Source organism: Streptomyces sclerotialus (assembly GCF_040907265.1).
GTDB classification, from domain to species: Bacteria; Actinomycetota; Actinomycetes; order Streptomycetales; family Streptomycetaceae; genus Streptomyces; species Streptomyces sclerotialus.
The window spans coordinates 6,669,202-6,694,972 of the sequence record NZ_JBFOHP010000002.1; the positions used below are offsets into that span (position 1 = coordinate 6,669,202).

Consider the following 25,771-nt stretch of genomic DNA (forward strand, 5'->3'; position numbering starts at 1 on the left):
CGGGCGGATCGCCTCGCGTAACGTGACGAGGTGTGAAGATCCCCGCGCCGTGCGGGGGTCGTCGGCGTCAGGCCCGTGACCTGCGATAGGACTGGTGCATGGTGAAGATCCTCATCTCTGCGGACATGGAGGGCGCCACCGGCGTGACCTGGCCTGCGGACGTGCTGCCGGGGGCGAGCCAGTGGGAGCGCTGCCGTCACCTGTTCACCTCCGACGTCAATGCGGCGATCGCCGGGTTCTTCGACGGCGGTGCCGACGAGGTGCTCGTGAACGAGGCGCACTGGACGATGCGCAATCTGCTCCTGGAGAAGCTGGACGAGCGGGCGCAGCTGCTGACCGGGAAGCACAAGTCGCTGAGCATGGTCGAGGGCGTGCAGCACGGCGACGTGGACGGCATAGCCTTCGTCGGCTATCACACCGGCGCCGGCACGGAAGGCGTGCTGGCGCACACCTACCTCGCCAATTCGATCACGGGCGTCTGGGTCGACGGCACCCCGGCGAGCGAGGGCTACCTGAACTCCCTCGTGGTCGCCGAGTACGGCGTCCCGGTGGTGCTGGTGACCGGCGACGACCGGACGTGCGCCGACGCGAAGGGGTACGCACCCGACGCGCGGGGCATCGCAGTCAAGGACTACGTGTCGCGGTACGCGGCGGTGTGCCGCCCGCCGGCCCGCACCGCCGCCGACATCAGGGCGGGGGCCAGGGAAGCGGCGGCGCTGGCGCGGCGGCACGAGCCCGTGCGACGCGGCCCGTTCACCGTCGAGGTGGAGTTCGACGCCGAGCACCTCGTGGGCGCCGCCACGGTCGTGCCGGGCGTGGAGCGCAGCGGCACCCGCCGCGTCCGTTACGAGAGCCCGACCATGTACGAAGGTATCCGCTGCTTCAAAGCGGTCACCACCCTCGTCTCGTCCGCCGTTGAGGAGCAGTATGGCTGAGCAGATGACCGATGAGGCGGAGCTGATCGACGGCGAAAGAACCGCGCCGGCCGCCCGGCCGGACAGTGCCGTCGACGACCTGGCGCTGGAGGAGGTGGTCCGCTTCACCTCGGAGCTGATCCGGATCGACACCACCAACCGGGGCGGCGGGGACTGCCGGGAGCGGCCGGCCGCCGAGTACGTCGCGGCGCGGCTGGCGGAGGCGGGTATCGAGCCCATCCTGCTGGAGCGCAGCCCCGGCCGGACGAATGTGGTGGCCCGCATCGAGGGCACCGACCGGTGCGCCGACGCGCTGCTGGTCCACGGCCATCTGGACGTGGTGCCCGCCGCGCCGCACGACTGGAGCGTGCACCCCTTCTCCGGCGAGGTCCGGGACGGCGTGGTCTGGGGCCGCGGCGCGATCGACATGAAGAACATGGACGCGATGGTGCTGGCAGCGGTGCGGGCCTGGGCGCGGTCCGGGGTCCGCCCCCGGCGGGACATCGTGCTCGCCTTCACCGCCGACGAGGAGGCCAGCGCCGAGGACGGCTCCGGCTTCCTCGCCGACGCGCACCCCGGCCTCTTCGAGGGCTGTACGGAAGGCATCAGCGAGTCCGGCGCCTTCACCTTCCACGCGAACGACGGTCTCCAGCTGTACCCGATCGCGGCGGGGGAGCGCGGCACGGCCTGGCTGAAGCTCACCGCGAACGGCAAGGCGGGCCACGGCTCCAAGGTGAACCGCAGCAACGCCGTGAGCCGGCTCGCCGCCGCCGTCGCCCGCATCGGCGCACACGAATGGCCGGTGCGGCTCACCCCCACCGTCCGCGCCGCGCTGAGCGAGCTGGCCGCGCTGCACGGGGTCGAGGCCCGGCTGGACGCCACCGACCCGCACGCCCTCGCGCGGGACGTCGACGCGCTGCTGGCCGCCCTCGGGCCGGCCGCCGACCTGGTCGCGCCGACGGTGCGCAACAGCGCCAACCCGACGATGCTGGACGCCGGTTACAAGGTCAACGTCATCCCGGGGAGTGCCACGGCCTTCGTGGACGGGCGGGTGCTGCCCGGCGGCGAAGAGGAGTTCCGCGCCACGCTCGACCGGCTCACCGGGCCGGACGTGGCGTGGGAGTTCCACCACGGAGAGGTGGCACTGGAGGCCCCGGTGGACGGGCCGACGTACGCCGCGATGCGGGCCTCGGTCGAGCGCTTCGACCCGCAGGCCAAGGTCGTGCCGTACTGCATGTCGGGCGGCACGGACGCCAAGCAGTTCTCCCGGCTGGGCATCAGGGGGTACGGCTTCTCGCCGCTGAAGCTGCCCGAGGGCTTCGACTACCAGGCGCTCTTCCACGGCGTCGACGAGCGGGTGCCGGTGGAGGCGCTGCACTTCGGGGTGCGGGTGCTGGACGACTTCATGGTGCACAGCAGGGGATGAGCGCGCGCGGGAGCGGCCCGCCGCGCGCTGCCGGAGACGAACGGACTGAGAGGAACACCGCCATGGTGACCACGGCGCCCTACGGGACCTGGCCGTCACCCATCGACGCCCGCCTGGTGGCCGCCCACGACGGCCGTCCGGAGTACCTCGGCGTGGTGGGTGAGGAGGTCTGGTGGACCGCGCCGCGGCCCGAGGAGGGCGGCCGCCGCGCGCTGGTCCGGCGCCGTCCGGAGGGCGCCGAGGAGTCGGTGCTGCCACCGCCGTGGAACGTCCGCAGCCGGGTCATCGAGTACGGCGGCCAGCCCTGGGCCGGTGCCCAGGACGCGCAGGGCGCGCCGCTCCTCGTCTTCGTCCACTTCGCCGACCAGCGGCTGTACGCGTACGCGCCGGACGGGGGCGGCGAGCCCCGGCCGCTCACCCCGCTCTCCGCCGTGGGCGGCGGCCTGCGGTGGGCGGACCCGGTGGTGCTGCCGGACCGCGGTGAGGTCTGGTGCGTACTGGAGGAGTTCACCGGCGAGGGCCCTTCGGACGTGCGTCGGCTGATCGCCGCCGTGCCGCTGGACGGCTCGGCGGCGCAGGACCGCGCGGCCGTGCGCGAGCTGAGCGACGACCGGCACCGCTTCGTCACGGGCCCGCGGCTCTCCCCGGACGGCCGCCGCGTCGCCTGGATCGCCTGGGACCACCCGCAGATGCCGTGGGACGGCACGGTCGTGATGCACGCGGAGATCACCGAGGGCGGTGGCTTCACCGGCATCCGGCCCCTCGTGGGCGGCACCGACGAGTCCGTCGCGCAGATCGAGTGGGCCGCCGACGGTTCACTGCTGTTCGTGTCCGACCCCGCCGGCTGGTGGGAGCTGCAGCGCATGCATCCCGACGCGGTGGACGGCGGGGCCGCTTCGGCGACCCGGCTGTGTCCGGGGCGACGGGAGGAGTTCGGCGGGCCGCTGTGGAAGATCGGCCACCGCTGGTTCCTGCCGCTGGCCGACGGCACCGTCGCGGTGCTCCACGGCCACGGCACCACCGCGCTGGGCATCCTCGACCCGGTCAGCGGCGAGCTGGTCGACGCGGTGGGGCCGTGGACCGAGTGGGCGCCCTCGCTCGCCGCGCACGGCAGCCGGGTCATCGGCATCGCCGCGAGCCCGCGCAGCGCGTACGAGATCGTGGAACTGGACACGGTGACGGGCCGCGCGCGGGTGATAGCGGCCCGGCACACCGACGTGCTGGACCCGGCGTACTACCCCGAGCCGCAGGAGCGCACGTTCACCGGCCCGGACGGCCGGGAGATCCACGCCCACGTCTACCCGCCGCACAGCCCCACGCACACCGCGCCGGACGGCGAGCCGGCGCCCTTCGTGGTGTGGGCGCACGGCGGCCCGACCGGCCACGCCCCGCTCGTCCTGGACCTGGAGATCGCCTACTTCACCTCGCGCGGCTTCGGCGTCGCGGAGGTCAACTACGGCGGCTCGACGGGGTACGGCAGGGAGTACCGCGAGCGGCTGCGCGAGCAGTGGGGCGTGGTGGACGTCGAGGACTGCGCCGCGGTCGCCCGGGCGCTGGCCGACGAGGGCACCGCCGACCGCTCCCGGCTCGCCGTCCGCGGCGGCAGCGCCGGCGGCTGGACCACCGCCGCGTCGCTGGCCGGTACGGACCTCTACGCCTGCGGCACGATCAGCTACCCGGTGCTGGACCTGGCGGGCTGGGCCGGCGGGGGAGACCCACGACTTCGAGTCGCGGTACCTGGAGTCGCTGGTCGGCCCCGCGGCCGAGGTCCCCGACCGGTACCGGGACCGTTCGCCGCTGCACCAGGCCGACCGGATCTCCGTGCCGTTCCTGCTGCTCCAGGGCCTGGACGATGTGATCTGCCCGCCCGCGCAGGCCGAGCGGTTCCTCGCCGAGGTGGCCCGCTGCGGCATCCCGCACGCCTGTCTGACGTTCGAGGGGGAGGGGCACGGCTTCCGCCGGGACGAGACCATCGTCCGCGCCGTCGAGGCCGAACTCTCGCTGTACGCGCAGACCTTCGGCATCGCGCGTACGGACGTGCCGATGCTGGAGCTGGGCAAGTGACCGTAGCCGAGCGAGTGGCTGGGCAAGTGACCGTAGCCGAGCGAGTGGCTGGGCATGTGACCGGTCCCGGGCGAGCGCGGGGCGGGCGCGCGGGAGAGGGGCCGCGGTGACCGTGCGTCCCGCGGCCAGGCCGCCGCGGCTGCGCCCCGGGGACCGGGTGGCCGTGGTCGCGCCCAGCGGCCCGGTCGCCCCCGAGCGGCTGGACGCGGGTCTGGACATCCTGCGCGGCTGGGACCTCGACCCGGTCCTGTCGCCCCATGTGGGCACCGGCCACCCCGGGCTGCCTCACCTCGCGGCGCCGGACGAGTGCCGCGCCCGTGATCTCCAGGACGCCTGGTGCGACCCCGGGACGGCCGCGGTCTTCGCGGCGCGCGGCGGGTACGGCGCCCAGCGCATGGTCGACCTGCTGGACTGGGCGGCGGTCCGGGCGGCGCGGCCCAAGCCGCTGATCGGGTTCAGCGATGTGACGGTGGTGCACGAGGCGTTCGCGCTGCGCGCCGGGGTGGCGACGCTGCACGGCCCCGCGGTGGCTGGCGAGGTCTTCCTCAAGGACGAGCCGACCCGCGAGCACCTGCGGCGCACGCTCTTCACCCCCGGGGACACGGCCGTGACGACCCTGGCACCCGGCACGGCGCGCACGCTCTTCCCCGGGCGGGCGCACGGCGTCACCTTCGGTGGCTGCCTGGCGCTGCTGGCGAGCGAGGTGGGCACCCCGGCCGCCCGCCAGGACGCGGCCGGCGGCCTCCTGCTGCTGGAGGACGTGGGGGAGCAGCCGTACTCCGTCGACCGGGCGCTGACCCAGTTGCTGCGCTCCGGCACGCTGGCCGGCGTCGCCGGGGTCGTGCTCGGTTCCTGGGCGCGCTGCGGTCCGTACGACCGGATCCGCGCGGTGCTGGCGGACCGGCTGGGCGGGCTCGGGGTGCCGGTCGTCGAGGAGTTCGGGTTCGGGCACGGCGACTCGGCGCTCACGGTGCCGCTGGGCGTGCCGGCCACCCTGGACGCGGACGCGGGCACCCTGACGTTCGACGTGCCGCCGCTGCTCTGACGAACCGGTCAACGACCGTGCGACCGGCCGTAGCTGACGCGCCGGTAAGAAGTTGTGTCGACTCCGTTGACATGTTCAAAACGCATGCCGGACCATGAGCGCGCCGTACTGACTGGTAGGTATGGCGTGTCCCTGTGGAGGTCAGCGTGTACCGAGCAGTGTCCCGCCCCGTTCTGCGTACATCACTCGCCCTGTTGGCCGCGGTCTCCCTGGCGGCCCCGCTCGCGCTCGCCGGCCCGGCAGCGGCCGCCGACCCCTTCGACGTCACCGCCGTGAAGCTGACCGTGCGGGCCGGTGACCGCGACTGCACGGTCGACGCCGACCTGTACCGTCCGGCAGGCGTCGACGCGGCGCACCCAGCCCCCGCGATCCTGACCACCAACGGCTTCGGCGGCAACAAGGTGGACGGCTCGACCGCCGCCACGGCCCGGGCGTTCGCCGCCCGCGGCTACGTCGCGCTCTCCTACTCGGGCCTCGGCTTCGGGAAGTCCGGCTGCCCGATCTCGCTCGACGACCCGACGATCGACGGCAAGGCCGCCGGCCGGCTCATCGACTTCCTCGCCGGCACCCGCACCGCCGACGACGGCACCCGCGTCGACTACGTCACCAAAGAAGGCGCGGACGGGACGAAGGCCACCGACCCGCGCGTCGGAATGATCGGCGGCTCGTACGGCGGCGCCATCCAGATGGCCACCGCGGCCGTCGACGACCGCGTGGACGCGCTCGTGCCGATGATCACCTGGAACGACCTGGCGTACGCGCTGGACCCCAACAACGCCGACCAGCCCGCGGGCAGCGTCAGCAACGACGTCCCCGGTGTCTACAAGAAGCAGTGGACGAACGGCTTCTTCCTGATCGGCGAGGCGCAGGGGCTGCTCAATCCGAGCCTGGACCCGTCCCGGCTCGGCGGCGCCGGCTGTCTGCACTTCGTCGCGAAGGCCTGCGAGACCAAGCGCCTGCTGGACTCGGGGCGTTACCCCGCCGACAGGACGAAGCGGATGCTCGACTACGCGCGCAGCGTCAGCCCGGTCTCGTACCTGAAGGACGTGAAGGCGCCGACCCTGCTGGTGCAGGGCCAGGCGGACAGCCTGTTCAACCTCAACGAGGCGGCGGCCACGTACCGGACGCTGAAGGCGCAGGGCACCGAGACCAAGATGATCTGGCAGTCCTGGGGTCACAGCGGCGGCATGACCGACCCGGCGTCCGGCGAACTGAACCTCGCCGAGGGCAATCTGGAGACGAGCTACGTCGGGCAGCGCATCCTCGCCTGGTTCGACCGCTACCTCCAGCACAGGAAGGGCATCGACACGGGGCCCGCGTTCGCCTACTACCGCGACTGGATGCCCGCCGGGCAGACGTACGGCACGTCGGCCGCCTTCCCCGCGAGCGGCGACTCCTGGAAGCTGTACCTGTCCGGCGACGGCAAGCTCGTCGACGACCGTGCGAAGGTGGCGCGCGGCAGCCGTGAGTACCGCAACCGGCTGCTGCCCACCAGTCATTCGGAGAGCCAGCTCGCGGGTCTCCTCGGTCTGCCGGACCCCGCTCCGTACGACATCAGGGGCACGTACCTGGACTGGACCTCGGAGCCGGTCGAGGGCGGGCCCGTCGACGTGGTGGGCGCCCCGAAGGCCACCCTCGAGGTCGTCTCACCGCGTACGGAGAAGGTGCAGGACTCCGGTGACGCCGCCGACAAGCTGGTCCTCTTCGCCAAGCTGTACGACGTCGCGCCGGACGGGTCCAAGACGCTGGTGCACCGGCTGGTGGCGCCCGCGCGGGTGCCGGACGTGACCCGTCCCTTCACCGTCGAGCTGCCGGCCGTCGTGCACCGCTACCAGCCCGGCCACCGCCTGCGGTTCGTCATCGCGGCGAGCGACACGGCGTACTACGGCAACCGGGGCGTCAAGCCGGTGACCGTCGTCAGCGCGCCGGACGACACGGGCACGGTCGAACTCCCGCTGGCGGGGCGGTAGCCGGGCGCGGGGCCCGTCAGTCCTTCACCGTGATCGCGCCCACCGGGCAGGCCCGGGCCGCCTCGTGGACGAGCGGGTCGGCGGGCGCGTCGGCGGCGCGCGGCACCAGCGCGCTGAAGCCGTCGTCGTCCTGCGTGAAGGTGTCGGGCGCGGTGAGGGCGCACTGGCCCGCGCCGATGCAGACGCTCGTGTCGATGTCGATGTACGGGTTCGGCATGGTGGCTTCCCTCGGTCCGTAGGGGGGCTGCTGCGGAGGAGCCGGCCCGGCGCGGTGGGAGGTGCTGCCGTGTCGGGGACGGGGCCGGCCGTGGTGCGGTGAGCGGTGTACCAACTGCTACCAGGCGACGGGGAGTTCCACCATGCCCTGGATGGTGTCGCCGGGCTTGAACGGGATGTCCTCGGCCGGGGCCGCGAGGCGGAGGCCGGGGAACCGGGCGAAGAGCGAGTGCAGCGCGATCTCCAGTTCGGCACGGGCGAGGTTCTGTCCGAGGCACTGGTGGATGCCGAAACCGAACGCGACGTGGTGCCGCGCGGAGCGGTCCCAGTCCAGCTCGTCCGGCGACGCGTACGCCGCGGCGTCACGGTTGATCAGTGAGGTGGACAGGACCACGCCCTCACCGGCCTTGACGGTCACCCCGCCGATCTCGATGTCCGCGGTCGCCACCCGCAGCATCCCGTCCGCGATGGAGAGGTAGCGCAGCAGCTCCTCGACCGCGGTCGGCATGAGCGACGGGTCCGCGCGCAGCGCCGCCAGCTTCTCGGGCTGCTGGAGCAGCGTGAACGTGCCCAGCGAGATCATGTTGGCGGTCGTCTCGTGCCCGGCGATCAGCAGGATCATCGCCATGCCCACCAGCTCGTCGCGCGGCAGCTCGCCGGTGCGCAGCCGGTCGGCGATCAGCTCGTCCAGCAGCCCGTCGCCCGGTTCGGCCTCCTTCCGGGTGATCAGTTCGCCGAAGTAGGCCTCCAGGTCGTCCAGGGCCTTACGCGAGTCGTCCGCGGTCGGCCCGCGCAGCAGCCGCCGCGACGCGGCCTCGAAGAACTCGTGGTCGGCGTACGGGACACCGAGGAGCTCGCAGATGACCATGGACGGCACCGGCAGCGCGAACGCGGTGACCAGCTCGGCCGGCTGCCCGGCAGTCGCCATGTCGTCCAGCAGGCGGTCGACGATCTGCTGGATGCGCGGGCGCATCGCCGCGATCCGCTTCAGGCCGAAGCTGGGGATCAGCATGCGCCGCTGGACGTTGTGCTCGGGGTCGTCCACCCCGAGGAGCGTGGCGCGGCTCTTGCGGTCCTCGTCGCGCAGCCCTTCGAACCGGGCGCTGGGGACCGGGAAGTCGGGGTTCAGCCGGTCGGACGACAGCCGCTGGTCGGTGAGCAGGGCGCGTGCCTCGGCGTGCCCTGTCACAACCCACACCTCCCGTCCGTCGTAGAGGTGGACACGGGAGAGCGGCCCCTGCTCGCGCAGGGGCGCGTAGGCGGTGGGCGGGTGGTAGGGACAGGTGCGGTCCTGCGGGAACGCGACGGTTCCCGGCACCGCTTCCGATATGGCTTCCGACACGGCGTACCTCCGGTGCGCTAACTCGGTTGTGCCTTTCTCATTTCACGTCTTGTCAGGAGAAATCACTACGCCAAGTTCGGCCAAGCCGTCGCTTACTGACACGAGTTTCCGGAGTGTCTGCTAGAGGGACGCTGAGCAGGGCGTACGGGGCGGAGTGCGGGGGTGTGGCGCCTGCCGGGTGGGACCGCTGTGCCCGACTGACCCCGTCCGCCCGGTCCGTGCCTGGCCGAGAAGTGCCGGGTGCGGGGGAACGCTTCGCGCCGATCCGGCTCCGGCCACCGTCCCGATCAGTGCCCTTCCCGCGAATGGCACTCAGTGCCACACTGGCCGGATGGACGACGACACGGGGCACCGAGCGGACGCGACGGCCCTGGTCTGGGCCGCGCTCGGCGGCGAGGCCGGACTGGCCGGGCGGGTGCGCCACGGCGGTGCGCGGGGGCTGCTGCCGGCGCGGCTGCCGGTCATGGACCTGGCCGGAGCGGCCGTCGCGGGGTGCGCACTGGCCGGCGCCGAGCTCGCCGCGGCCCGCACCGGTGGTGCGCTGCCGGCCGTACGGGTCGACGACGGCGCCGTGGCCACCGCCTTCCTCAGCGAGCGGCACCTGCGGATCGACGGCCGGGCACCCGCGTCGTTCGCGCCGCTCTCCGGCTTCTGGCGCACCGCCGACGGCCACGTGCGCACCCACGCCAACTATCCGCACCACCGCGACCGGCTGCTCGCGGCCCTCGGCCTGCCGGACACCGCCGGGCCCGAAACGCTCGCCGCCGAACTGGCCGGTCGTGGCGCGGCGGAGACCGAGGAGACGGTGTACGCGGCGGGCGGCCTCGCCGTGGCCGTGCGGGCCCCGGAGGAGTGGTCCGGCCACCCGCAGGGCGCGGCCGTGGCCCGGCAGCCGCTGCTCACCCTCGACAGGATCGGCGCCGGCACGCCACCGGTCCGGCCGCCGGGCCTGGCCGGCGGCCCGCTGCTGCCCGCCGCCGGGCTGCGGGTGCTGGACCTGACACGGGTGATCGCCGGGCCGGTCGCCACCCGTACGCTCGCGCTGCTCGGCGCCGACGTGCTGCGTCTTGACGCACCGGGCCTGCCGGAGAGCCGGGAGGCGCACGCCGACACCGGTTTCGGGAAGCGCTCCGCCGTACTGGACCTGGGTTCGCGGGCGGGGCGCGGGACGTTCGAGGAGCTGCTGTCGGCCGCGGACGTGGTGGTCACCGGCTACCGGCCGGGCGCCCTGGACCGCTTCGGGCTGGCCCCCGAAGCGCTCGCCGAGCGCCGCCCCGGCATCGTCGTCGCGAGGCTGTCCGCCTGGGGCGACCACGGCCCCTGGGGCGCCCGCCGCGGCTTCGACAGCCTCGTCCAGGCCGCCACCGGCATCGCCGTGACCGAGGCGGCGGCCGACGGCACCCCCGGCGCGCTGCCCGCGCAGGCGCTGGACCACGCCACCGGCTACCTGCTCGCCGCCGCCGTGCTGCGGGCGCTCACCGAACGGTCCCGTACGGGCGGTGCACGGCTGGCCACGCTGGCACTCACCCGGACCGCGGCGCTGCTCACCGACGTCCTGCCGCGGCGCGTCCCCGCCCCCGCCGACGCGTACGACCCGGCCGTGCGGCTCGCCGAGTGCGACAGCCCCGCGGGCCGCCTGCGGCACGCGCTGCCACCCGTCTCCTTCGACGGCGGACCGGTCAACTGGGCCCGGCCGCCCGGGGAGTGGGGCGCGGACGCACCCGCGTGGTGGTGAGGACAGGACCTTCCGGGGCACGGGGTGCCTCGTACACCCGGCCGATATCATCCGACGATGGCCGACGACCGACGTTCCGCTGCCGGTACCGCACCGGAGTCCGACCTCTACCTCGCGCGCGGTCCGCGCGTGGGCATCCGGCCGTTCCGGTCCGAGGACCGGGCGGAGTTCACCGCACGGGCGCGGGAGAGCACCGGGCTGCACCGGCCCTGGCTCTTCCCGCCCGCCGACGAGGCCGCCTACGACGCCTACCTCGACCGGCTCCGGGAGCCGCAGCGCGAGGGCTTCCTGATCTGCGAGCTCGCCGACGGCCGGATCGCGGGCTACCTCACCATCAACAACATCGTGCACGGCGGCTTCCGCTGCGGCGCCGCCGGTTACGGAGCCTTCGCGCACGCGGCGGGCCGCGGGCTGATGAGCGAGGGTCTCCAGCTGGTCCTGGGGTACGCCTTCGGGCCGCTCGGGCTGCACCGCATCGAGGTCAACGTCCAGCCGGAGAACACCGCGTCGATCGCGCTCGCCCGGCGCAACGGCTTCCGGAAGGAGGGCTACTCGCCCGACTTCCTCTTCGTCGACGGCGCCTGGCGGGACCATGAGCGCTGGGCGATCACCAGCGAGATGGACCGTCCTCGAGTGCCGTGATCCGCCCATCGCCGGCCCGCCTCCTCAGCGCCGCCGCCGGTTGACCTTCATGGTGTCCATGTCCGTGGCCGAGGACCGCAGGTCGCGCCAGCCGTACCCGGCAGCGCGCAGCGCCTCCTCGGCCTTCTCCTCGGCGAGCGCGGCGGCCATCTCCTCGCCGTCCGCCGCGTCCGAGACGACGACGTACCGGTACGTGAAGGACGACAGCGGGGTGTCGTAGGCGAGCGAGCCCTCCGGGGTGAACCGCACCTGTGCCAGGCCGTGGTCCCCGGCCGCCGCCAGCAGCCGGGCCCGCGCCTCCTCGGTCAGCCCGTCCCACTTGCCGCGCACGATCACACGGTAGGTGTGCTCGGTGACCATCCCTCGTCCTCGCCTTCGCCGGGCCTGCCCCGCACGTCTCGTACGGTGTACGAGTTCAGCATCCATCATCCCCGGACGGCTTGTCGCGCGAATTCTTCTCGCGCAACGCTGACCGGAGGCCGCCCTGTTCAGGGCGGCCGTGAGAAGGTTCCATGGTCACCAGACGGCCGCCGCGACCGGGGCGGCCCGCTCCGACTGCGAGGCGCTGTGGCCACGAGCGTGCGACGCACCACCCTCACCCTGCCCGCCGCTGCCCTGGGCCCGGACAATCCGCTGCCCGCGCTGGCCGGCCCCCGCGACGTGCACCGCGTCACCGTCCCCCAGGACGCGGGCCTGCCCGCCGACATGGCCCGGCAGCTCGGGTACCGCCCGCTGGACTCGCTGCTCCCCGTACGCCGCCGGGACGGCTACGGCCGGCACCGCACACCCACCGACCTCGACGCGCTGGTCATCGAGAACGACCGGCTGCGCGCCACCGTCCTGCCGGGCCTCGGCGGCCGCGTCCACTCGCTGCACCACAAGCCCACCGGACGCGAACTGCTCTACCGCAACCCCGTGTTCCAGCCCGCCGACTTCGCGCTCAACGGCGCGTGGTTCTCCGGCGGCATCGAATGGAACATCGGCGCGACCGGACACACCACGCTCTCCTGCGCTCCCGTCCACGCCGCACGCGTGCCGGCGCCGGACGGCGGGGAGATGCTGCGCCTGTGGGAGTGGGAGCGCCTGCGCGACCTGCCCTTCCAGGTCGACCTCTGGCTGCCGGACGGATCCGACTTTCTGTATGTGGGCGTTCGCATACAGAATCCCCACCACCACACCGCACCCGTCTACTGGTGGTCCAACATCGCCGTCCCCGAGGACGCGGGGACCCGCGTCCTCGCCCCCGCCGACGAGGCGTGGCACTTCGGATACGAGCGCACGCTGCGCCGCGTCCCGGTCCCCGAGTCCGGCGGCGTCGACCGCACGTACCCGCTGCGCAGCGAGTACCCCGCCGACTACTTCTACGAGATCGCGGCGGCGGAGCGGCGGTGGATCGCCTCCCTCGACGCCGGCGGCCACGGCCTCGTGCACACCTCCACCGACACCCTGCGCGGCCGGAAGCTCTTCCTCTGGGGCGCGGGCCGGGCCGGCCGGCACTGGCAGGAGTGGCTGACCGAGCCGGGCACCTCCGGATACGCCGAGATCCAGGCCGGACCGGCGCGCACCCAGCTGGAGTACGTACCCCTCGAAGCCGGGGCGGAGTTCGCGTGGCTGGAGGCGTACGGGCCGCTGGCCGCCGACCCGCGCACGGTGCACGGGGCGGACTGGAGCGCGGCCCGTGGTGCGGTCGCCGACCGTCTCGAAGCGGTACTGCCGCGCGCCGCCGTGGACGCCGCGTACGCCGCCTGGCGCCCGTACGCCGACCTCGACCCGAAGGAGCGGCTGGCCACCGGGTCCGGGTGGGGCGCGCTGGAGGTGGCCCGCGCCGGGTACGACCTGCCGGGCCTGCCCTTCACCGAGGACACCCTGGGCGCGGAACAGGAGCCGTGGCGGGAGCTGCTGCGGACCGGGGACCTGCCCGACGAGCCGGGCGTACCGGGTCCGTCGCTGGTCGCACCGGCCTGGCGCGATCTCCTGGAGTCCGCGCGGCCCGGCCCCACCACCGACTTCCACCTCGGCGTCGCCCAGTGGCACGCGGGCGACCGTGCCCAGGCCGTCCGCAGCTGGGAGCGCGCGCTGGCCGCCGGCCGGAGCTGCTGGCCGCTGTACTGCCTGGCGGTGGCCGAGGCCGCGGCGGGGGAGACGGGCCGGGCGGCCCAGCGGTACGCCGAGGCCGTCGCGTGCGCGGACGAACAGGCCGGCCGGGCGGAACGCGCGGCGACGGGGGACGGCGCGGACAGGGAGGCGGCCCGGCGGGCCCGTTCCTGGCTCCCGGTGCTGCCCGCGCTGGCCAGGGAGGCGGTGCCCGCCCTGATCGCGGCGGGCCGCGCCGACGAAGCGGCGGCCGTCCTCGCCCGGCTGCGCCCCGAGGACCGTGTCCGCGGCCGCTTCCGGCTGCTCACTGCGCAGGTCCGGCTCGCGCAAGGGGACGTGACCGGCGCCCGCGCGGTCTTCGACGACGGCCTCGAGGTCGCGGACCTCCGCGAGGGCGACGAGACGCTCAGCGACACCTGGTACGCCATCGCCGAACGGCTCGTCGCGGGGGAGGGGCGGATCACGGACGAGGTGCGGGCCCGGGCGCGGACGGAGCATCCCCTCCCGGAGCGGTACGAGTACCGGATGCGGCCCGCCTGAGCGCCCGCCCCCGGGCCGGGACCTCACCCGTACGCGCGCCGGACGGAATGATCAGCGGCCGCCGCTCGTTCACCGGGACATGAAGGCAATCACCAGCAGCAGCTACGGCGACCCCGACGTCCTCGAACTCACCGACCAGCCGGACCCGAAGGTGGCGCCCGACTCGGTCCTGATCCGGGTGAAGGCGGCCGGCGTCAACCCGGTCGACTGGAAGATCCTCGCCGGTTACCTCGACCCGATCATGCACGTGCACTTCCCGCTGACCCCCGGCTGGGACGTGGCGGGCGTCGTCGAGGCGGTCGGCATGGACGCCACCGAGTACCAGGTCGGCGACGAGGTGATGGGGTACGTGCGCAAGGACGAGGTGCAGCACGGCACCTTCGCCGAGCTGGTCGCCGCGCCGGTGCGCACCCTCGCGCGCAAGCCGGCGGCGCTGGACTGGCAGCAGGCGGCCGGCGTGCCGCTGGCCGGGCTCACGGCGTACCAGGCCCTGAAGCGGCTCGGCGTGGGCAGCGGCGACACGGTGCTGGTGCACGCGGCGGCGGGCGGCGTCGGCGCGTTCGCCGTGCAGATCGCGGTGGCCTGGGGCGCCCGCGTCATCGGCACGGCGGGCGAGCACAACCACGACTTCCTGCGCTCGCTGGGCGCCGAGCCGGTGACGTACGGCGACGGCCTCGCCGACCGGGTGCGCGCGCTGGCTCCCGGCGGCGTGGACGCGGCGGCCGACTTCGTCGGCGGCGAGGCGGTCGACGTCTCCCAGCAGGTGCTCAAGGACCCGAAGCGGGTGGCGTCGGTCGTCGACAACGAGGTCGTCGGCAAGGGCGGCCACCTGGTGTGGGTGCGGCCCGACAGCGCCGACCTCACCGCGCTCGCCGAGCTCGCCGACGCCGGCAAGCTCACCGTCAACATCGACACGGCACTTCCGCTGGCGCAGGCCGCCGAGGCCTTCCGCCGCAGTCAGTCGGGCCGTGCCCGCGGCAAGATCGTGCTCGACCTCTCCCTCTCCTGACCGCCGTCAGCTGATCGCCACCCGGTCCACGTACTCGAAGATCGAGCCGTCCGGGTGGCGGGCGACCATGTTGCGGCCGGCGGAGCCGGCCAGGGGACCCGCGATGACCTGGCCGCCCACCGCCTTCAGGTCGTCCACGGCCTGGTCCACGTTGGTCACCGCGATCGTCGCGGTGATCTTGCGTAGTACGGACAGCTCCGCCTCGGGGCCGCTCATCAGGAAGAAGCAGCCGACCGCGGCGACGGCGACGCCACCGCGCTGGAAGCGCTGCGCCTCTGCGCCCGTCAGCCGCTCGTACACGGGGATCGCGGCATCGAGGTCGTCGACGCACACGCGCAGTGAGGTTCCCAGAATGTCCATGGGGAGGAGCCTAGTTGTCCCGGCGTGACGACGCGATCATCCGAAGGGATCGCCGGACGGACCTCCAGAGAGTCCTCACACGCGGCACAGGATCTCGCTGTGCAGCACGCCGAACCAGCCGTCCTCCCGGGTCCCCCACTCCCGCCAGGCGGCGCTGATCGCTTCCAGTTCCGCCCGCGTCGCGTGCCCGCCCCCGGTCGCCCGGTCCGCGTAGGACGAGGCCAGGGTGCGGTCCGCCCACAGGCCGCTCCACCAGGCCCGTTCCTCGTCGGTCGCGTAGCACCAGGCGCTCGCGGAGGAGGTGACCGCGTCCGGTGCGAAGCCGGCCGCGAGCGCCCAGGCGCGCAGCCGGCGCCCGGCGTCCGGTTCGCCGCCGTTGGCGCGCGCCACGCGCCGGTACAGGTCCAGCCACTCGTCCATGCCCGGGACCGCCGGGTGCCAGGTCATCGTGGCGTAGTCGCTGTCGCGCACGGCGACGATGCCGCCCGGTGCGGTGACCCGGCGCATCTCGCGCAGCGCCTGTACGGGGTCGCCGACGTGTTGCAGTACCTGGTGGGCGTGGACGACGCAGAAGGTGTCGTCCGGGTAGTCCAGTGCGTGGACGTCGCCGACCGCGAAGTGGACGTTGGCCAGGCCGCGTTCGTCCGCCACCGCCCGGGCCTGCTCCAGCACGCCCGGCGCGTGCTCCAGGCCGGTCACCGAGCCTTCCGGCACCAGGGCCGCCAGGTCGGCGGTGATGGTGCCGGGGCCGCAGCCGACGTCCAGGACCTTCATGTGCGGCTTCAGCGAGTCCAGCAGGTAAGCGGCGGAGTTGGCGGCGGTGCGCCAGGTGTGTGAGCGCAGTACGGACTCGTGGTGGCCGTGGGTGTAGACGGCGGACTCCTGCGACATGGCTGCTCCTTCGCATGCTCGGTGCGGGCACGGTGCGCTTCCGCACCGTGCTCCGTACCGTACGTCGCTATCTCGGAGTATGAGAGTCCCGTCTCATTATTCGAGCGGGTGGGGAGGTTCAGTCGGGGAGCAGGCGGTAGACGATCAGTGCTTCGTTCTCCTTGTCGAACGCCAACTCCGGCGATGCGGGCGCCACTTCGCCGTCGTAGGCGAGGTCGGTGCCGGGCGCGAGGCCGCCGATCCGCAGCGTCCGCAGCCGGGCCTCGCTCAGTACGGGGGAGTGCTTCAGCGCACCCGTCAGCGCCGCGGTGAGCAGCCGGGTGCGGGCCAGCCGGCCGCCGTGCACCATCCGTACGTCCAGCACGCCGTCCGCCAGGTCGTGCCGCCGTACCGGCGCCGAACCCAGCCCCCGGTAGGCGCAGTTGCCGACGAACAGGGTCCACAGCTCGCGGCGCCTGCCGTTGATCTCCACGGTCACCGGCGCCGCGGTCCGCAGCACCTGCCAGGCCGCCAGCACCCCGGCCGGCCAGGCGCCGATCTTCCCGGCCCACTCCTCCCTGATCCGCACCAGCTCCGGATAGGCGCCGATGGAGAAGGTGTTGAGGAAGTACGTCGACTCCTGCCCCGAGCCCAGCCGGAACCGCGCCAGGTCCACCGCCACCGCCTCGCCGGTCTCCACCGCCCGGGCCGCCTCGGCGATCGTCTCCACGCCCAGGTCGTACGCGAAGTGGTTGTGGGTGCCGCCCGGCAGCACCGCGAGCGGCACGCCGTGCCGCTTGGCGACCGTGGCCGCGGCGTTGATCGTGCCGTCCCCGCCCAGCACGCCGAGCGCACCCCCGCGCTCGGCGGCCCGCTCGGCCGACACCTGGAGCGCCTTGTCCAGCGGCACCGCGCCCTGATGGCCGCACTCGGTCACCTCGGCCCGCGGCAGCACGTCATGGATGACCTGGGCCTGGTCGCTGTGCGCGCCGGTGCGCTGGCCCGAACCCTGGTTGGTGACGACGTACAGCCCGTCGCCGTCCGGCAGCGCGGGCGCGTCGGCCCGCGGCCTGGCGGGCGGCGCCATCTGGGCCCGGGTCGGCGCGAACCCGCGGACCGCGAACGCCGCGCCCGCGCCCAGCGCCGCGCCCGCCAGCACGTCGCCCGGGTAGTGGACACCGGTGTAGACCCGGGAGAAGGCGACAGCGGCGGCGACCGGCGCCACCGTCAGCCCCCACCACTTGTTCTCGAACGCCACACCGGTCGCGAACGCCACGGCGGAGGCGGCGTGTCCCGACGGGAAGGAGGTCGTGAAGGGCTGCCGGGCGAGCTGCCGTATCACCGGCACCGCGTCCAGCAGCGGCCGCTCCCGCCGTACCGAGCGCTTGCCCAGGGTGTTCACGGTCAGGGACGCGACCGCCAGCGAGGCGACGCCGCGCAGCGCGGCCCGGCGCGCGGGCCGGCCGCCGCACGCCGCGGCGGCGGCCGCCGACCCCAGCCACAGCAGGCCGTGGTCGGCGGCCCGGCTCAGCTTCGGCAGTACCCGATCGGCGCCGGGCCAGTGCCGGGTGGCGACCCCGTTGAACGTCTTGTGGTCCCAGGTGCTCAGTACAGTGCGCATGAGCCACATGTACCCCAGGGGGACCACCGCAGACGGCAGCGGTCCCGGACGCGTCATCGCCGGTCCGGCGCCCCGTCCGGTGCGGCGCGGCTGATGTCCGCCAGCGCGGAGTCCGGGTCCCGCTCACGGGCCAGGTCGCCGATGCTCACCATGCCCACCGGAGCACCGTCCCGGACGACCGGCAGCCGCCGTACCGCGTTCCTGCGCAGCAGCGTCACCGCGGCCGAAACCGGTTCCTCCGGACCGACGGTGACCGGTTCCGGAGTGCACACCGAGTGACAGGGCACGCTCAGCGGATCCACCCCGTCCGCCACCGCGCGCAGCACGATGTCCCGGTCGGTGACCACGCCCACCAGCTTGCCGTCCTCCGCGACCAGGACGTCACCGATGTCGTGTGCGCGCATGAGCTGCGCCGCTTCCACGAGCGACGCGTCGGGATGCACCGCGGTCACGGCCGGCGTCATGACTTCCCGTACCAACTGTGCCATTGCCTGATCGCCTTCTTCCTTCTCCTGCACCCATGGCCGGCCTCCTGCGGGGGATGCTGGAGGCTGTACCCGGGAGGCCCCCCGCCATGCCCGCCGCGTGGTTCGATGGCCGGATGATCAGACCACGGACCGCGGCGGACCTTCCCGAGCTGGTACGCGTGCTGCGCGCGGTGCATGTGCACAGTGGATATCCGTACACCTGGCCGGCCGATCCGGCCGGCTGGCTGACCCCTGACGGACTGACCGGGGCGTGGGTCGCCGAGGACGGGCAGGGCCGCGTCGTCGGCCATGCGGCGCTGCGCGGGCGCGAGGTGAGCCGGCTCTACGTCTCCCCGGCGGCGCGCGGTCAGGGCCTGGGCGGCCGGCTGCTGCGGTCGGTGACGGCCGCGGCGGCCGCGGCATCCGGCGGGCTGCCGCCGGTACTGGCCGTGCACACCGCCGACACGGCCGCGACAGCGCTGTACGAGCGGCAGGGCTGGCTGCCCGTCCGCAGCGAACAGCAGGACTGGGGCGGGCCGGCGCCGGTCACGGTCCGGTACTACGAAGCGCCCGTGGCCGGACTCCGGACGGACGGCTGAACCGGCTGGGGCCGGCGCAGGAGGCGCCGTTGGCGGTTCTTCGTACCGGGCGGGGGGTGTGGGAAAACGGTGAGCGGTAACCACTGCGGGGAGTACGGCCGGTCGGGGGGCCGGCCGGGGGCGGATGTACGGCGCGCACGGCGAACTGTCTTCGCCTGACCGTGTTTACGGGCAGGGGGGCCGGGCACGCGACTAACCGTGCTTCGGACCGGAGGCACGCCCGCGGAAGTCGTGTGACTGATGACGGGCGCGCCTGTACCGGCAGCGCTTCCGCGGGTCGACGGACTCTGAGTCGACGGATCAGGGAGCCCAGACCATGCCCATGACATCCCAGGCCGAAGAACAGCACACGACCATAGAACGCACCGAGCAGCGCGGCGCCCGCCGGCGAAGCGAGCAGGCACCGAGCCGGCCGCCCGGCAAACCGGCCCACCGCAGCAAGCCGCGCCGGGCCTCGGCAGGCAAACCTCCCCCCGGCGTCCGGCAGCGCGGCCGCCATTCCCACCACGACGCACCCGACACCGCGGGGGACTTCCAGCGGCTGGTCTCCATGCCGGACGGCCCCGAGCGCGAGGAGCTGCGGGGACGCGTCGTCTGCGCCTGGCTCCCCATGTCCGAACGGCTCGCGCTGCGGTTCCGCAACCGCGGCGAGGCCGCCGAGGACCTCCAGCAGGTCGCGGCGCTCGGCCTGGTCAAGGCGGTGGACCGGTACGACCCCGAGCGTGGCTGCGCCTTCGAGAGCTTCGCCGTGCCGACCATCGTCGGCGAGGTCAAGCGCCACTTCCGCGACCACATGTGGGGACTGCACGTACCCCGCCGGGTGCAGGAGCTGCGCAACCGCGTCCGTGCCGCGCGGCAGGAACTGACCCGCAGCGTGGACGACCGCGGGCCCACCCCCGAGGAGATCGCCGACCACACCGGCATGTCCCTGGAGGAGGTGCTGCTCGGCAGCCAGGCGCTGGAGAGCTTCACCACGCTGTCCCTGGACGCCGAACTGCCCGGCGCCGACGACGGCTACTCACTGGCCGACACGCTCGGCTCCCCCGAGTCCGGCTTCGACCTCGTGCTGGACCGTGAGGCGGTCAAGCCCAAGCTCCGCAAACTGCCGGAGCGGGAGCGGGAGATCCTCTACATGCGGTTCTTCTGCGACATGACGCAGAGCCGGATCGCGGACCGGCTCGGCATCTCCCAGATGCACGTCTCGCGGATCATCAGCCGGACCTGCCGCCGCCTCGCCGACCAGGTCGGCGCGCGGCAGAGCGAGTACGCGGCATCCTGACCGCGGCGCCCGGCCGGCCCTCAGGGCCGGTCGTCGCGCAGCGCCAGCCCCAGGTGACGCGACAACCGGTCGACGACACCGGCCTCCGCGAGACTGAACGCGCGCCGGGCGCCCGTACGGAAGAGCGTCAGCACACCCCGTACGGGACCGCCCGGCTCGCGCAGCGGTACGCACAGCAGCGACGTGACGGCGGCGCGCGCCAGCAGCGGTGCGCCCTCCGGGTCGTGCCCGAAGGCCGCCATGTCGTCGGGCCGCACCTGGAGGGCCGAGCTGCCGGTCCGCGCGGTGTCCTCGGCGAGCGGACAGCCCGCGGGGTCCTGCCCGGCCAGGGCCGCCGTGAGGTCGTCGCTGTCCTCCGGACCGAGGACCAGCGCGCGGCGCAGCACGGGGGGCGCGTGCCCGTCCGTTTCCGAGTCCGCTCCGGCTGCCGCCTCGTCCAGGACCACCCAGTCGGCGAACCGGCCGTTCAGCTCCCGCACCGCCCGCTCCACCGCGGCCGGCGGACGGCCGGCGTCCGGCGCCGCGCCCGCCGGACCGGACAGCAGCGCGGTGGTCGTGTCGTCCAGCAGGTCCATCAGCTCGGCGCCCTGTGTCACCTCCGCGAGGTGCGCGCGCGGGACGGGCCGGGGCGTGTCCGGCAGCCGCCGGGCCGACGGCGCGGCGCGCTGCGCGGGCGGTGCCGGGTGGCCGCCGCGACGCTGTTCCGTACGGTCCTCCCGCTGTTCGTCCTCGCGCCACATCCCGTTAAGTGACGGTATTTCGCGCGTCGGAAAAGCACCGCCTCCCGTGTGGAAGACGGTGAGGACGGCGGTGCCGGGCTCCTGCGGCGGGCGCAGCGCCGTCATCGTCGCCCGCAGCGGCTCGCCGGGCCCGTCCGGCGTCCGCAGCAGCCGGACGACCATGCTGCGGTCGCCCTCGTTCCGGGCCACCGCGGCGACCTGCGACCGGAAGGCGGCCCGGACCTCGGGAGCCAGGGAACCGGTGAGCGGACGCCCGGTGGCGTACCCCGCGCGCATCCCGAAGAGGATGGTCCCGGCGAAGTTCAGCCGCCGTACCACCGTGTCCGGGTCCAGCAGCGCGACCACGCACGGCGTCCGCTGGAACAGCGCCCGCAGCAGCTGCTGCTCCTCCGTCCCCGCACGCGAGCCGTTCTGGCGGCCGGCCGCTGCCAGCCCCTCGTACCGCGGCAGCAGCACGTCGACGACGTGCTGCAGCTCGAAAAGGGCAGCGTCCAGCGTGGACTGCTGCTCGTGCGACGGAAGCGTGCGCGCGCTCCGCAGCTCCTCCACCCGCTTGCGGAAGTCCGCGAGCTCTCCGCCAGCTGACTGTTCTACCCCGGCCATGTCCACACCGTATCCGGACCGGCCGGTACCGGCTCCGCCCGGAACCCATCACGTCCGGAAGACGTACGCTCGGGAAACGAGGGGCGGGTGGGCCGGTCCTCGGCGCTCGCCCTCCGAACGGCGGGACACCGGCGTGATACCGGCGTTTCCGTGCCCTCCCGGAGGGAATCCGACCCCCTACGGGCCGGGCCCCCGACATATGCGGGGACGGCCGCGGCGCAGCACGCATGCTGCGCCGCTCGCTCGACGCACCGACCGAGGGAATGACTAGCAATGGCGACCCACACCCTCTGCCCGGTGGACGAATCCGGCGACCCGCAGGTCTCGTCCGCCCGGAGCCTGGCGAACCTCGCGGACGTGGCCGCGCGGTGCACCCCGGACAGCTGCGGCGCCACGGCCACCGTCACCACCGGCGAGGCGGCGGCCGACCCGCCCGCCGCCGTCACCCACCCCGACCTGTCCTCACTGGTCAGCGTCCAGTGGGAGACCGGCGAAGGGCCCATCCAGGCCGCCCTCACCTCCGGGCGGCCCGTCGCCTCCGGAGACCTGCTGCACGACGACCGCTGGCCCGCCTACCGCGCCGAGGCGCTGGAGGCCGGCGTACGCTCCAGCACCACCCTGCCGTACCTCCGCGACGGAATGGCGGTCACCGTCACCGTCTACGGCTTCCGGCCCGGCCTGACCGCCGACACCGGAGACTGCGCGACCGCGGCGCTCGGCGACCTCGCCGCCACCGGGCTGGCCCGCGACCGCAACTACCGCCGGGCACTGGCCGAGGTCGGCCGGCTGGACGCCGCGCTGCGCTCCCGCCCCGTCGTGGACCAGGCCTGCGGAATCATGATGTACGTCCTGGGCTGCGACGCGGAGGAGGCGTTCGGCATGCTGCGCCGGCTCTCCCAGCGCACCAACCGCAAGCTGCACGACCTGGCCGCCGCCGTCGTGGAGACGCGCGGCCGCGGCCTGGAACGGGAGCTGCGCGTCCTGCGGGAGAAGGACGGCCGGCGCTGACGGCAGGCCCGCGCCCCGGGCGGTGACGTGTCCTCCCGCCCGGCACCCCCGTGATCTGCGAGGGTGGTCGGGGCCCGTGCACCGCGCGGGCCCCGACGACCTGCCGTGGAGAGTGGAGGTACGGATGCAGCCGAGCGCCCCGGAGCCGCGCCCGGATCCGGATCCGCCCATGGGACTGCCCGTCCTCCCGGAACTGGCCGCGCACCTCGCCGCCGCCGCGGACCGCACCGTGCCCGAACCGCCCGGCGGCGCCCGGCCGCTGCGCGCCGCGGCCTGCGGCTACTTCGAGCGCCGCGGCCTGGGGACCGCCGCCGACCGCGTACTGGCCGGGCCCGGCGCGCCCGCCCTGCTGCTCGCGCTGCTCGCCGCGGCCGGCGGTGACGTCGTGCTGCCGCGGCCGTGCGCCGCGTGGTACGCGCCGCAGGCCCGGCTGCTGGGCCGCGCCGTGCACCCGGCGCCGGTACCGGCCGAGTCCGGCGGCGTACCGGACCCGTTCACCCTCCTGGAGGCCGTGCACCGGGCCCGGGACGCGGGCGGCGACCCGCGGGTGCTGCTGCTGTCCGTGGCCGACGACCCCACCGGTACCTGCCCGCCGCCCGAGCAGCTGCACGAGGTGTGCGAGGCGGCGGCCGACGAGGGGCTGTGGATCGTCAGCGACGAGACCCGCCGCGACCTGCTGCACGATCCGCACGACACGGTGGTGCTGAGTCCTGGCGAGATGCTGCCCGGCAGCGTCGTGGTCCTCGCCGACCTGCGGGCCACGCTCGTACCGGCCTCCTGGCCCGCCGCGCTCGCCCGGTTTCCCGCCACCGGCCCCGGCGAGGCGCTGTGCGCCGCCACGCTCGACGCGCTGGCCGGGCTCGCGACCCCGCTGCCGGGGCCGCTCGCCGCCGCCGTCGGCCATGCGCTCGCCGAGCCGGCCGCCGTCCGCGAGCGCACCGCGGCGGCGGCCCGGCTGCACGGCCGGCTCGCCGCCGGACTGCACCGCACGCTCACCGCCGCCGGAGCCGTGTGCCGGCCGCCGCACGCCGGGAGCCACCTGTACGCCGACCTCGAACCGCTGCGTCCCGTGTTCGCCGCCCACGGCGTGACGGGACCCGCCGCGCTGGAACGGGCGCTGGCTCCCTGGGCGGCCCGCGGGGGCCACCGCTTCGGCGACGACCCCAAGGCGCTGCGCGTCCGGCTGAGCACGGAAGCGCTGCTCGCCGCGGACGGTGACCGCCGACGGCGCCTGCTGGCCGCCCCGGACCCGCTCGAAGTGTCCGACGTGGCCGACTCGTTGCGGGAGCTGGGCGCCGCGCTGAGGCCGGGGGAGGGGTCTGCCACGGGCGGCGGGTGACACGCTGTCGGGCCCGATGCACGAGCATCGTCGTCCGGTGACGCGCGTCAGGTCGACGTGGCCGAGTCGTGGTGGGAGCTGGGCGCGGCATCGAGGCCGGGGGGAGGGGGCCGCAACGGGCGGCGGGTGACGCGCCGTCGAGCCCGGTGCACGAGCATCGTCGTCCGGTGGTGCGCGTCAGGTCGACGTGGCCGAGTCGTGGTGGGAGCTGGGCGCGGCATCGAGGCCGGGGTGGAGGGGGCCGCAACGGGCGGCGGGTGACACGCCGTCGGGCCCGATGCACGAGCATCGTCGTCAGGCGGGTGACGCACCGACAGGACGGTACGCCCGCCTCGTCGTCCGGCGGTGCGCGTCAGAGCGACCGGTCGTGCGGCCGCGGGATCCGGCGGATCCGGCGCCAGAGTGCCGGTGCCGCGCTCAGCAGGACCGTCAGGCCCACCGCCGCGGCCACGCCCTGCCACGGCTCACTGAAGAGCGAGCCGCCCAGTATGCCGATGAGCTGGTACGTCGCCGCCCAGGCCAGGCAGGCCGGCAGGTCGCCGCGGGCGAACCAGCGGACCGGCAGCTTCGCCAGCAGGCACGCCAGCATGATCGGGATGCGCCCGGCCGGCACCAGCCGGGACAGCACGAGCACCAGGACGCCGTGCTCGTCCAGCCGGGCCTGGGCCTGCGCGAGCCGCTCCGGCGCCGACCGCTCGCGCAGCCGCTCCAGCCAGCGCGAGCCGTTCTTCGACCGCACCCCACGCGCCCCCAGCCAGTACAGCCCCATGTCGCCGAGGAACGCGGCGGCCGACGCGATAAGGAAGACCAGCAGTAGCGAGAACGGCGCGGTGTGGTGGAAGGCGACCGCAGCGGCGGAGCTGACCAGTGCGCCCGTCGGGACCACCGGCACCAGCGAGCCGAGGACCACCAGGACGAAGAGGGAGGGGTAACCGGCCGCCTGCTGGGTGGTCTCCGGCGGCACCAGAGCCGCCAGCTGGTCGGTCAACTGCGGTGCTTGGGAGGCGAGTTCAGTGAGCGCACCGGCCGCCGGGCGGACGTTCACCGGCCTGCCGCCAGCCGTACGTGCGCCCCGTGCTGCAGCTGATGCACCGTCACCTCGGGAGCCAGCAGCGCCGACTGCCGTACGAACTCCTGCCCCGGCGCGTGGAATTCGTGCGGCCGCACCGCGTCCATGCCGATCGGCCAGTACGTGCCGTAGTGCACCGGCACCGCGTCGCGCGGCGCGAGCCGGGCCGCCGCCACCGCGGCGCGGTGCGCGTCCAGGTGCCCGTGCCCGAGGAACGGACCCCAGCCGCCCACCGGCAGCAGCGCCACGTCACACTTCCCGACCTCGTCCGCCATCCCGTCGAAGAGCCCGGTGTCCCCCGCGAAGTACGTCGTGGCCGAGCCCCGGACCACATAGCCCAGCGCCGGGACGCGGTGCGGCCCGTACGGCAGCCGCCGCCCGTCGTGCTCGGCGCGCACCGCCCGCACGGTCAGCTCGCCGACCACCGTCTCCTCGCCGACGCCGAGCTCCGTCACGGGCAGCCCGCGCGCGGCCGCGGTGCGGCGCAGCCCCGGCAGCGCGTCCTGCGCGCCGCGCGGCACGATCAGCCGGGTGCCGGGCGCGAGCCGGGCCAGCGAGGGCAGGTGGAGGTGGTCGGAGTGCAGGTGGGAGATGAGGACGGCGTCGGCCGTCGCCGCGCGGCCGTCCGGTACGGCGCCGCGCCGCCGCCGCAGGTGGGCCAGGCGCCGGACGAAGAGCGGGTCGGTCAGCAGCCGGGTGCCGGAGTCCTCGACCGTCGTGGTGGCATGCCCCCACCAGGTGACCTCCACCGACACCTATGACCTCCGTACGCTCCGTGCGCGCGCGGCGGCTGCCGCGCCCGCTCCCGAGCGTACGCCT

General features: G+C 74.4%; 22 protein-coding genes and 1 pseudogene. 13 read left to right on the forward strand and 10 right to left on the reverse strand.

Annotated elements, in window-relative coordinates:
- The first annotated feature begins 101 nt into the window (after positions 1–101).
- The 5 genes and pseudogenes from AAC944_RS29370 (at position 102) to AAC944_RS29390 (ending at position 7,419) form a co-directional block, all read left to right on the forward strand.
- Complete coding sequence (locus AAC944_RS29370) at positions 102–935, forward strand: M55 family metallopeptidase (protein WP_030612839.1); 834 nt, start codon at positions 102–104, stop codon at positions 933–935.
- A complete protein-coding gene (locus AAC944_RS29375; RefSeq protein WP_030612836.1) occupies positions 928–2,340 on the forward strand; it encodes a M20/M25/M40 family metallo-hydrolase in 1,413 nt (470 codons plus the stop codon). The genes AAC944_RS29370 and AAC944_RS29375 overlap by 8 nt, the downstream gene beginning before the upstream one ends.
- A 62-nt stretch (positions 2,341–2,402) precedes the next feature.
- Positions 2,403–4,404, forward strand: a pseudogene (locus AAC944_RS29380) (S9 family peptidase).
- Between the two features lie 106 nt (positions 4,405–4,510).
- The gene (locus AAC944_RS29385; protein WP_030612830.1) at positions 4,511–5,449 is read left to right on the forward strand and encodes a S66 peptidase family protein; all 939 of its coding nucleotides are present in this window, start codon (positions 4,511–4,513) and stop codon (positions 5,447–5,449) included.
- Positions 5,450–5,595: 146 nt separating this feature from the next.
- Positions 5,596–7,419, forward strand: coding sequence for a CocE/NonD family hydrolase (locus tag AAC944_RS29390; protein WP_368396498.1), 1,824 nt, complete (start codon positions 5,596–5,598; stop codon positions 7,417–7,419).
- Positions 7,420–7,435: 16 nt separating this feature from the next.
- Here AAC944_RS29390 and AAC944_RS29395 read toward each other — a convergent pair whose 3' ends face one another.
- Both AAC944_RS29395 and AAC944_RS29400 read right to left on the reverse strand, forming a co-directional pair.
- The gene (locus AAC944_RS29395) at positions 7,436–7,636 is read right to left on the reverse strand and encodes a ferredoxin (protein ID WP_030612824.1); all 201 of its coding nucleotides are present in this window, start codon (positions 7,634–7,636) and stop codon (positions 7,436–7,438) included.
- A gap of 117 nt (positions 7,637–7,753) precedes the next feature.
- On the reverse strand, positions 7,754–8,965 hold the full coding sequence (locus AAC944_RS29400) for a cytochrome P450 (protein WP_030612821.1): 1,212 nt from the start codon (positions 8,963–8,965) through the stop codon (positions 7,754–7,756).
- Positions 8,966–9,308: 343 nt separating this feature from the next.
- Between AAC944_RS29400 and AAC944_RS29405 the strand changes: the two genes are divergently transcribed.
- Positions 9,309–10,712 (forward strand): CoA transferase, encoded by a 1,404-nt coding sequence (locus AAC944_RS29405; protein WP_030612818.1) that lies wholly within the window; start codon positions 9,309–9,311, stop codon positions 10,710–10,712.
- A gap of 57 nt (positions 10,713–10,769) precedes the next feature.
- Entirely contained in the window at positions 10,770–11,354 is a 585-nt protein-coding gene (locus AAC944_RS29410) for a GNAT family N-acetyltransferase (RefSeq protein WP_051871639.1), read from the forward strand.
- Positions 11,355–11,378: 24 nt separating this feature from the next.
- Here AAC944_RS29410 and AAC944_RS29415 read toward each other — a convergent pair whose 3' ends face one another.
- Positions 11,379–11,714, reverse strand: a complete 336-nt coding sequence (locus AAC944_RS29415; protein ID WP_030612811.1) for a DUF6204 family protein — start codon at positions 11,712–11,714, stop codon at positions 11,379–11,381.
- Between the two features lie 207 nt (positions 11,715–11,921).
- Between AAC944_RS29415 and AAC944_RS29420 the strand changes: the two genes are divergently transcribed.
- Both AAC944_RS29420 and AAC944_RS29425 read left to right on the forward strand, forming a co-directional pair.
- Entirely contained in the window at positions 11,922–13,988 is a 2,067-nt protein-coding gene (locus AAC944_RS29420; RefSeq protein ID WP_030612808.1) for a DUF5107 domain-containing protein, read from the forward strand.
- Between the two features lie 79 nt (positions 13,989–14,067).
- Positions 14,068–14,997, forward strand: a complete 930-nt coding sequence (locus AAC944_RS29425) for an NADP-dependent oxidoreductase (protein ID WP_030612806.1) — start codon at positions 14,068–14,070, stop codon at positions 14,995–14,997.
- 6 nt (positions 14,998–15,003) lie between these two features.
- Here the strand turns inward: AAC944_RS29425 and AAC944_RS29430 are convergent, their stop codons facing one another.
- The 4 genes from AAC944_RS29430 to AAC944_RS29445 all read right to left on the reverse strand — a co-directional run bounded on the left by AAC944_RS29430 (position 15,004) and on the right by AAC944_RS29445 (position 18,336).
- Positions 15,004–15,357, reverse strand: coding sequence for a VOC family protein (locus AAC944_RS29430; protein ID WP_030612803.1), 354 nt, complete (start codon positions 15,355–15,357; stop codon positions 15,004–15,006).
- 75 nt (positions 15,358–15,432) lie between these two features.
- Positions 15,433–16,248 carry a class I SAM-dependent methyltransferase gene (locus AAC944_RS29435; protein WP_030612800.1) on the reverse strand — a complete coding sequence of 272 codons (816 nt, stop codon included), beginning with the start codon at positions 16,246–16,248 and terminating at the stop codon, positions 15,433–15,435.
- A gap of 118 nt (positions 16,249–16,366) precedes the next feature.
- Entirely contained in the window at positions 16,367–17,848 is a 1,482-nt protein-coding gene (locus AAC944_RS29440) for a bifunctional phosphatase PAP2/diacylglycerol kinase family protein (RefSeq protein ID WP_030612797.1), read from the reverse strand.
- 53 nt (positions 17,849–17,901) lie between these two features.
- Positions 17,902–18,336: a CBS domain-containing protein gene (locus AAC944_RS29445; RefSeq protein ID WP_030612794.1), complete on the reverse strand. Its 435-nt coding sequence runs from the start codon at positions 18,334–18,336 to the stop codon at positions 17,902–17,904.
- Positions 18,337–18,449: 113 nt separating this feature from the next.
- Between AAC944_RS29445 and AAC944_RS29450 the strand changes: the two genes are divergently transcribed.
- Both AAC944_RS29450 and AAC944_RS29455 read left to right on the forward strand, forming a co-directional pair.
- Positions 18,450–18,914 carry a GNAT family N-acetyltransferase gene (locus AAC944_RS29450; protein ID WP_051871671.1) on the forward strand — a complete coding sequence of 155 codons (465 nt, stop codon included), beginning with the start codon at positions 18,450–18,452 and terminating at the stop codon, positions 18,912–18,914.
- 316 nt (positions 18,915–19,230) lie between these two features.
- Entirely contained in the window at positions 19,231–20,193 is a 963-nt protein-coding gene (locus tag AAC944_RS29455; RefSeq protein ID WP_368396500.1) for a SigB/SigF/SigG family RNA polymerase sigma factor, read from the forward strand.
- Positions 20,194–20,213: 20 nt separating this feature from the next.
- Here the strand turns inward: AAC944_RS29455 and AAC944_RS29460 are convergent, their stop codons facing one another.
- The gene (locus AAC944_RS29460) at positions 20,214–21,536 is read right to left on the reverse strand and encodes a PAS domain-containing protein (RefSeq protein ID WP_030612785.1); all 1,323 of its coding nucleotides are present in this window, start codon (positions 21,534–21,536) and stop codon (positions 20,214–20,216) included.
- 273 nt (positions 21,537–21,809) lie between these two features.
- On the opposite strand from AAC944_RS29460, the gene AAC944_RS29465 reads away from it, so the two are divergent.
- Positions 21,810–22,544, forward strand: a complete 735-nt coding sequence (locus tag AAC944_RS29465) for an ANTAR domain-containing response regulator (RefSeq protein WP_051871638.1) — start codon at positions 21,810–21,812, stop codon at positions 22,542–22,544.
- Between the two features lie 124 nt (positions 22,545–22,668).
- On the forward strand, positions 22,669–23,883 hold the full coding sequence (locus AAC944_RS29470) for an aminotransferase class I/II-fold pyridoxal phosphate-dependent enzyme (RefSeq protein WP_030612779.1): 1,215 nt from the start codon (positions 22,669–22,671) through the stop codon (positions 23,881–23,883).
- A 352-nt stretch (positions 23,884–24,235) separates the two neighbouring features.
- Here the strand turns inward: AAC944_RS29470 and AAC944_RS29475 are convergent, their stop codons facing one another.
- A complete protein-coding gene (locus AAC944_RS29475; protein ID WP_030612776.1) occupies positions 24,236–24,871 on the reverse strand; it encodes a DedA family protein in 636 nt (211 codons plus the stop codon).
- A gap of 53 nt (positions 24,872–24,924) precedes the next feature.
- Complete coding sequence (locus tag AAC944_RS29480; RefSeq protein WP_030612773.1) at positions 24,925–25,707, reverse strand: MBL fold metallo-hydrolase; 783 nt, start codon at positions 25,705–25,707, stop codon at positions 24,925–24,927.
- Positions 25,708–25,771: the final 64 nt, after the last annotated feature.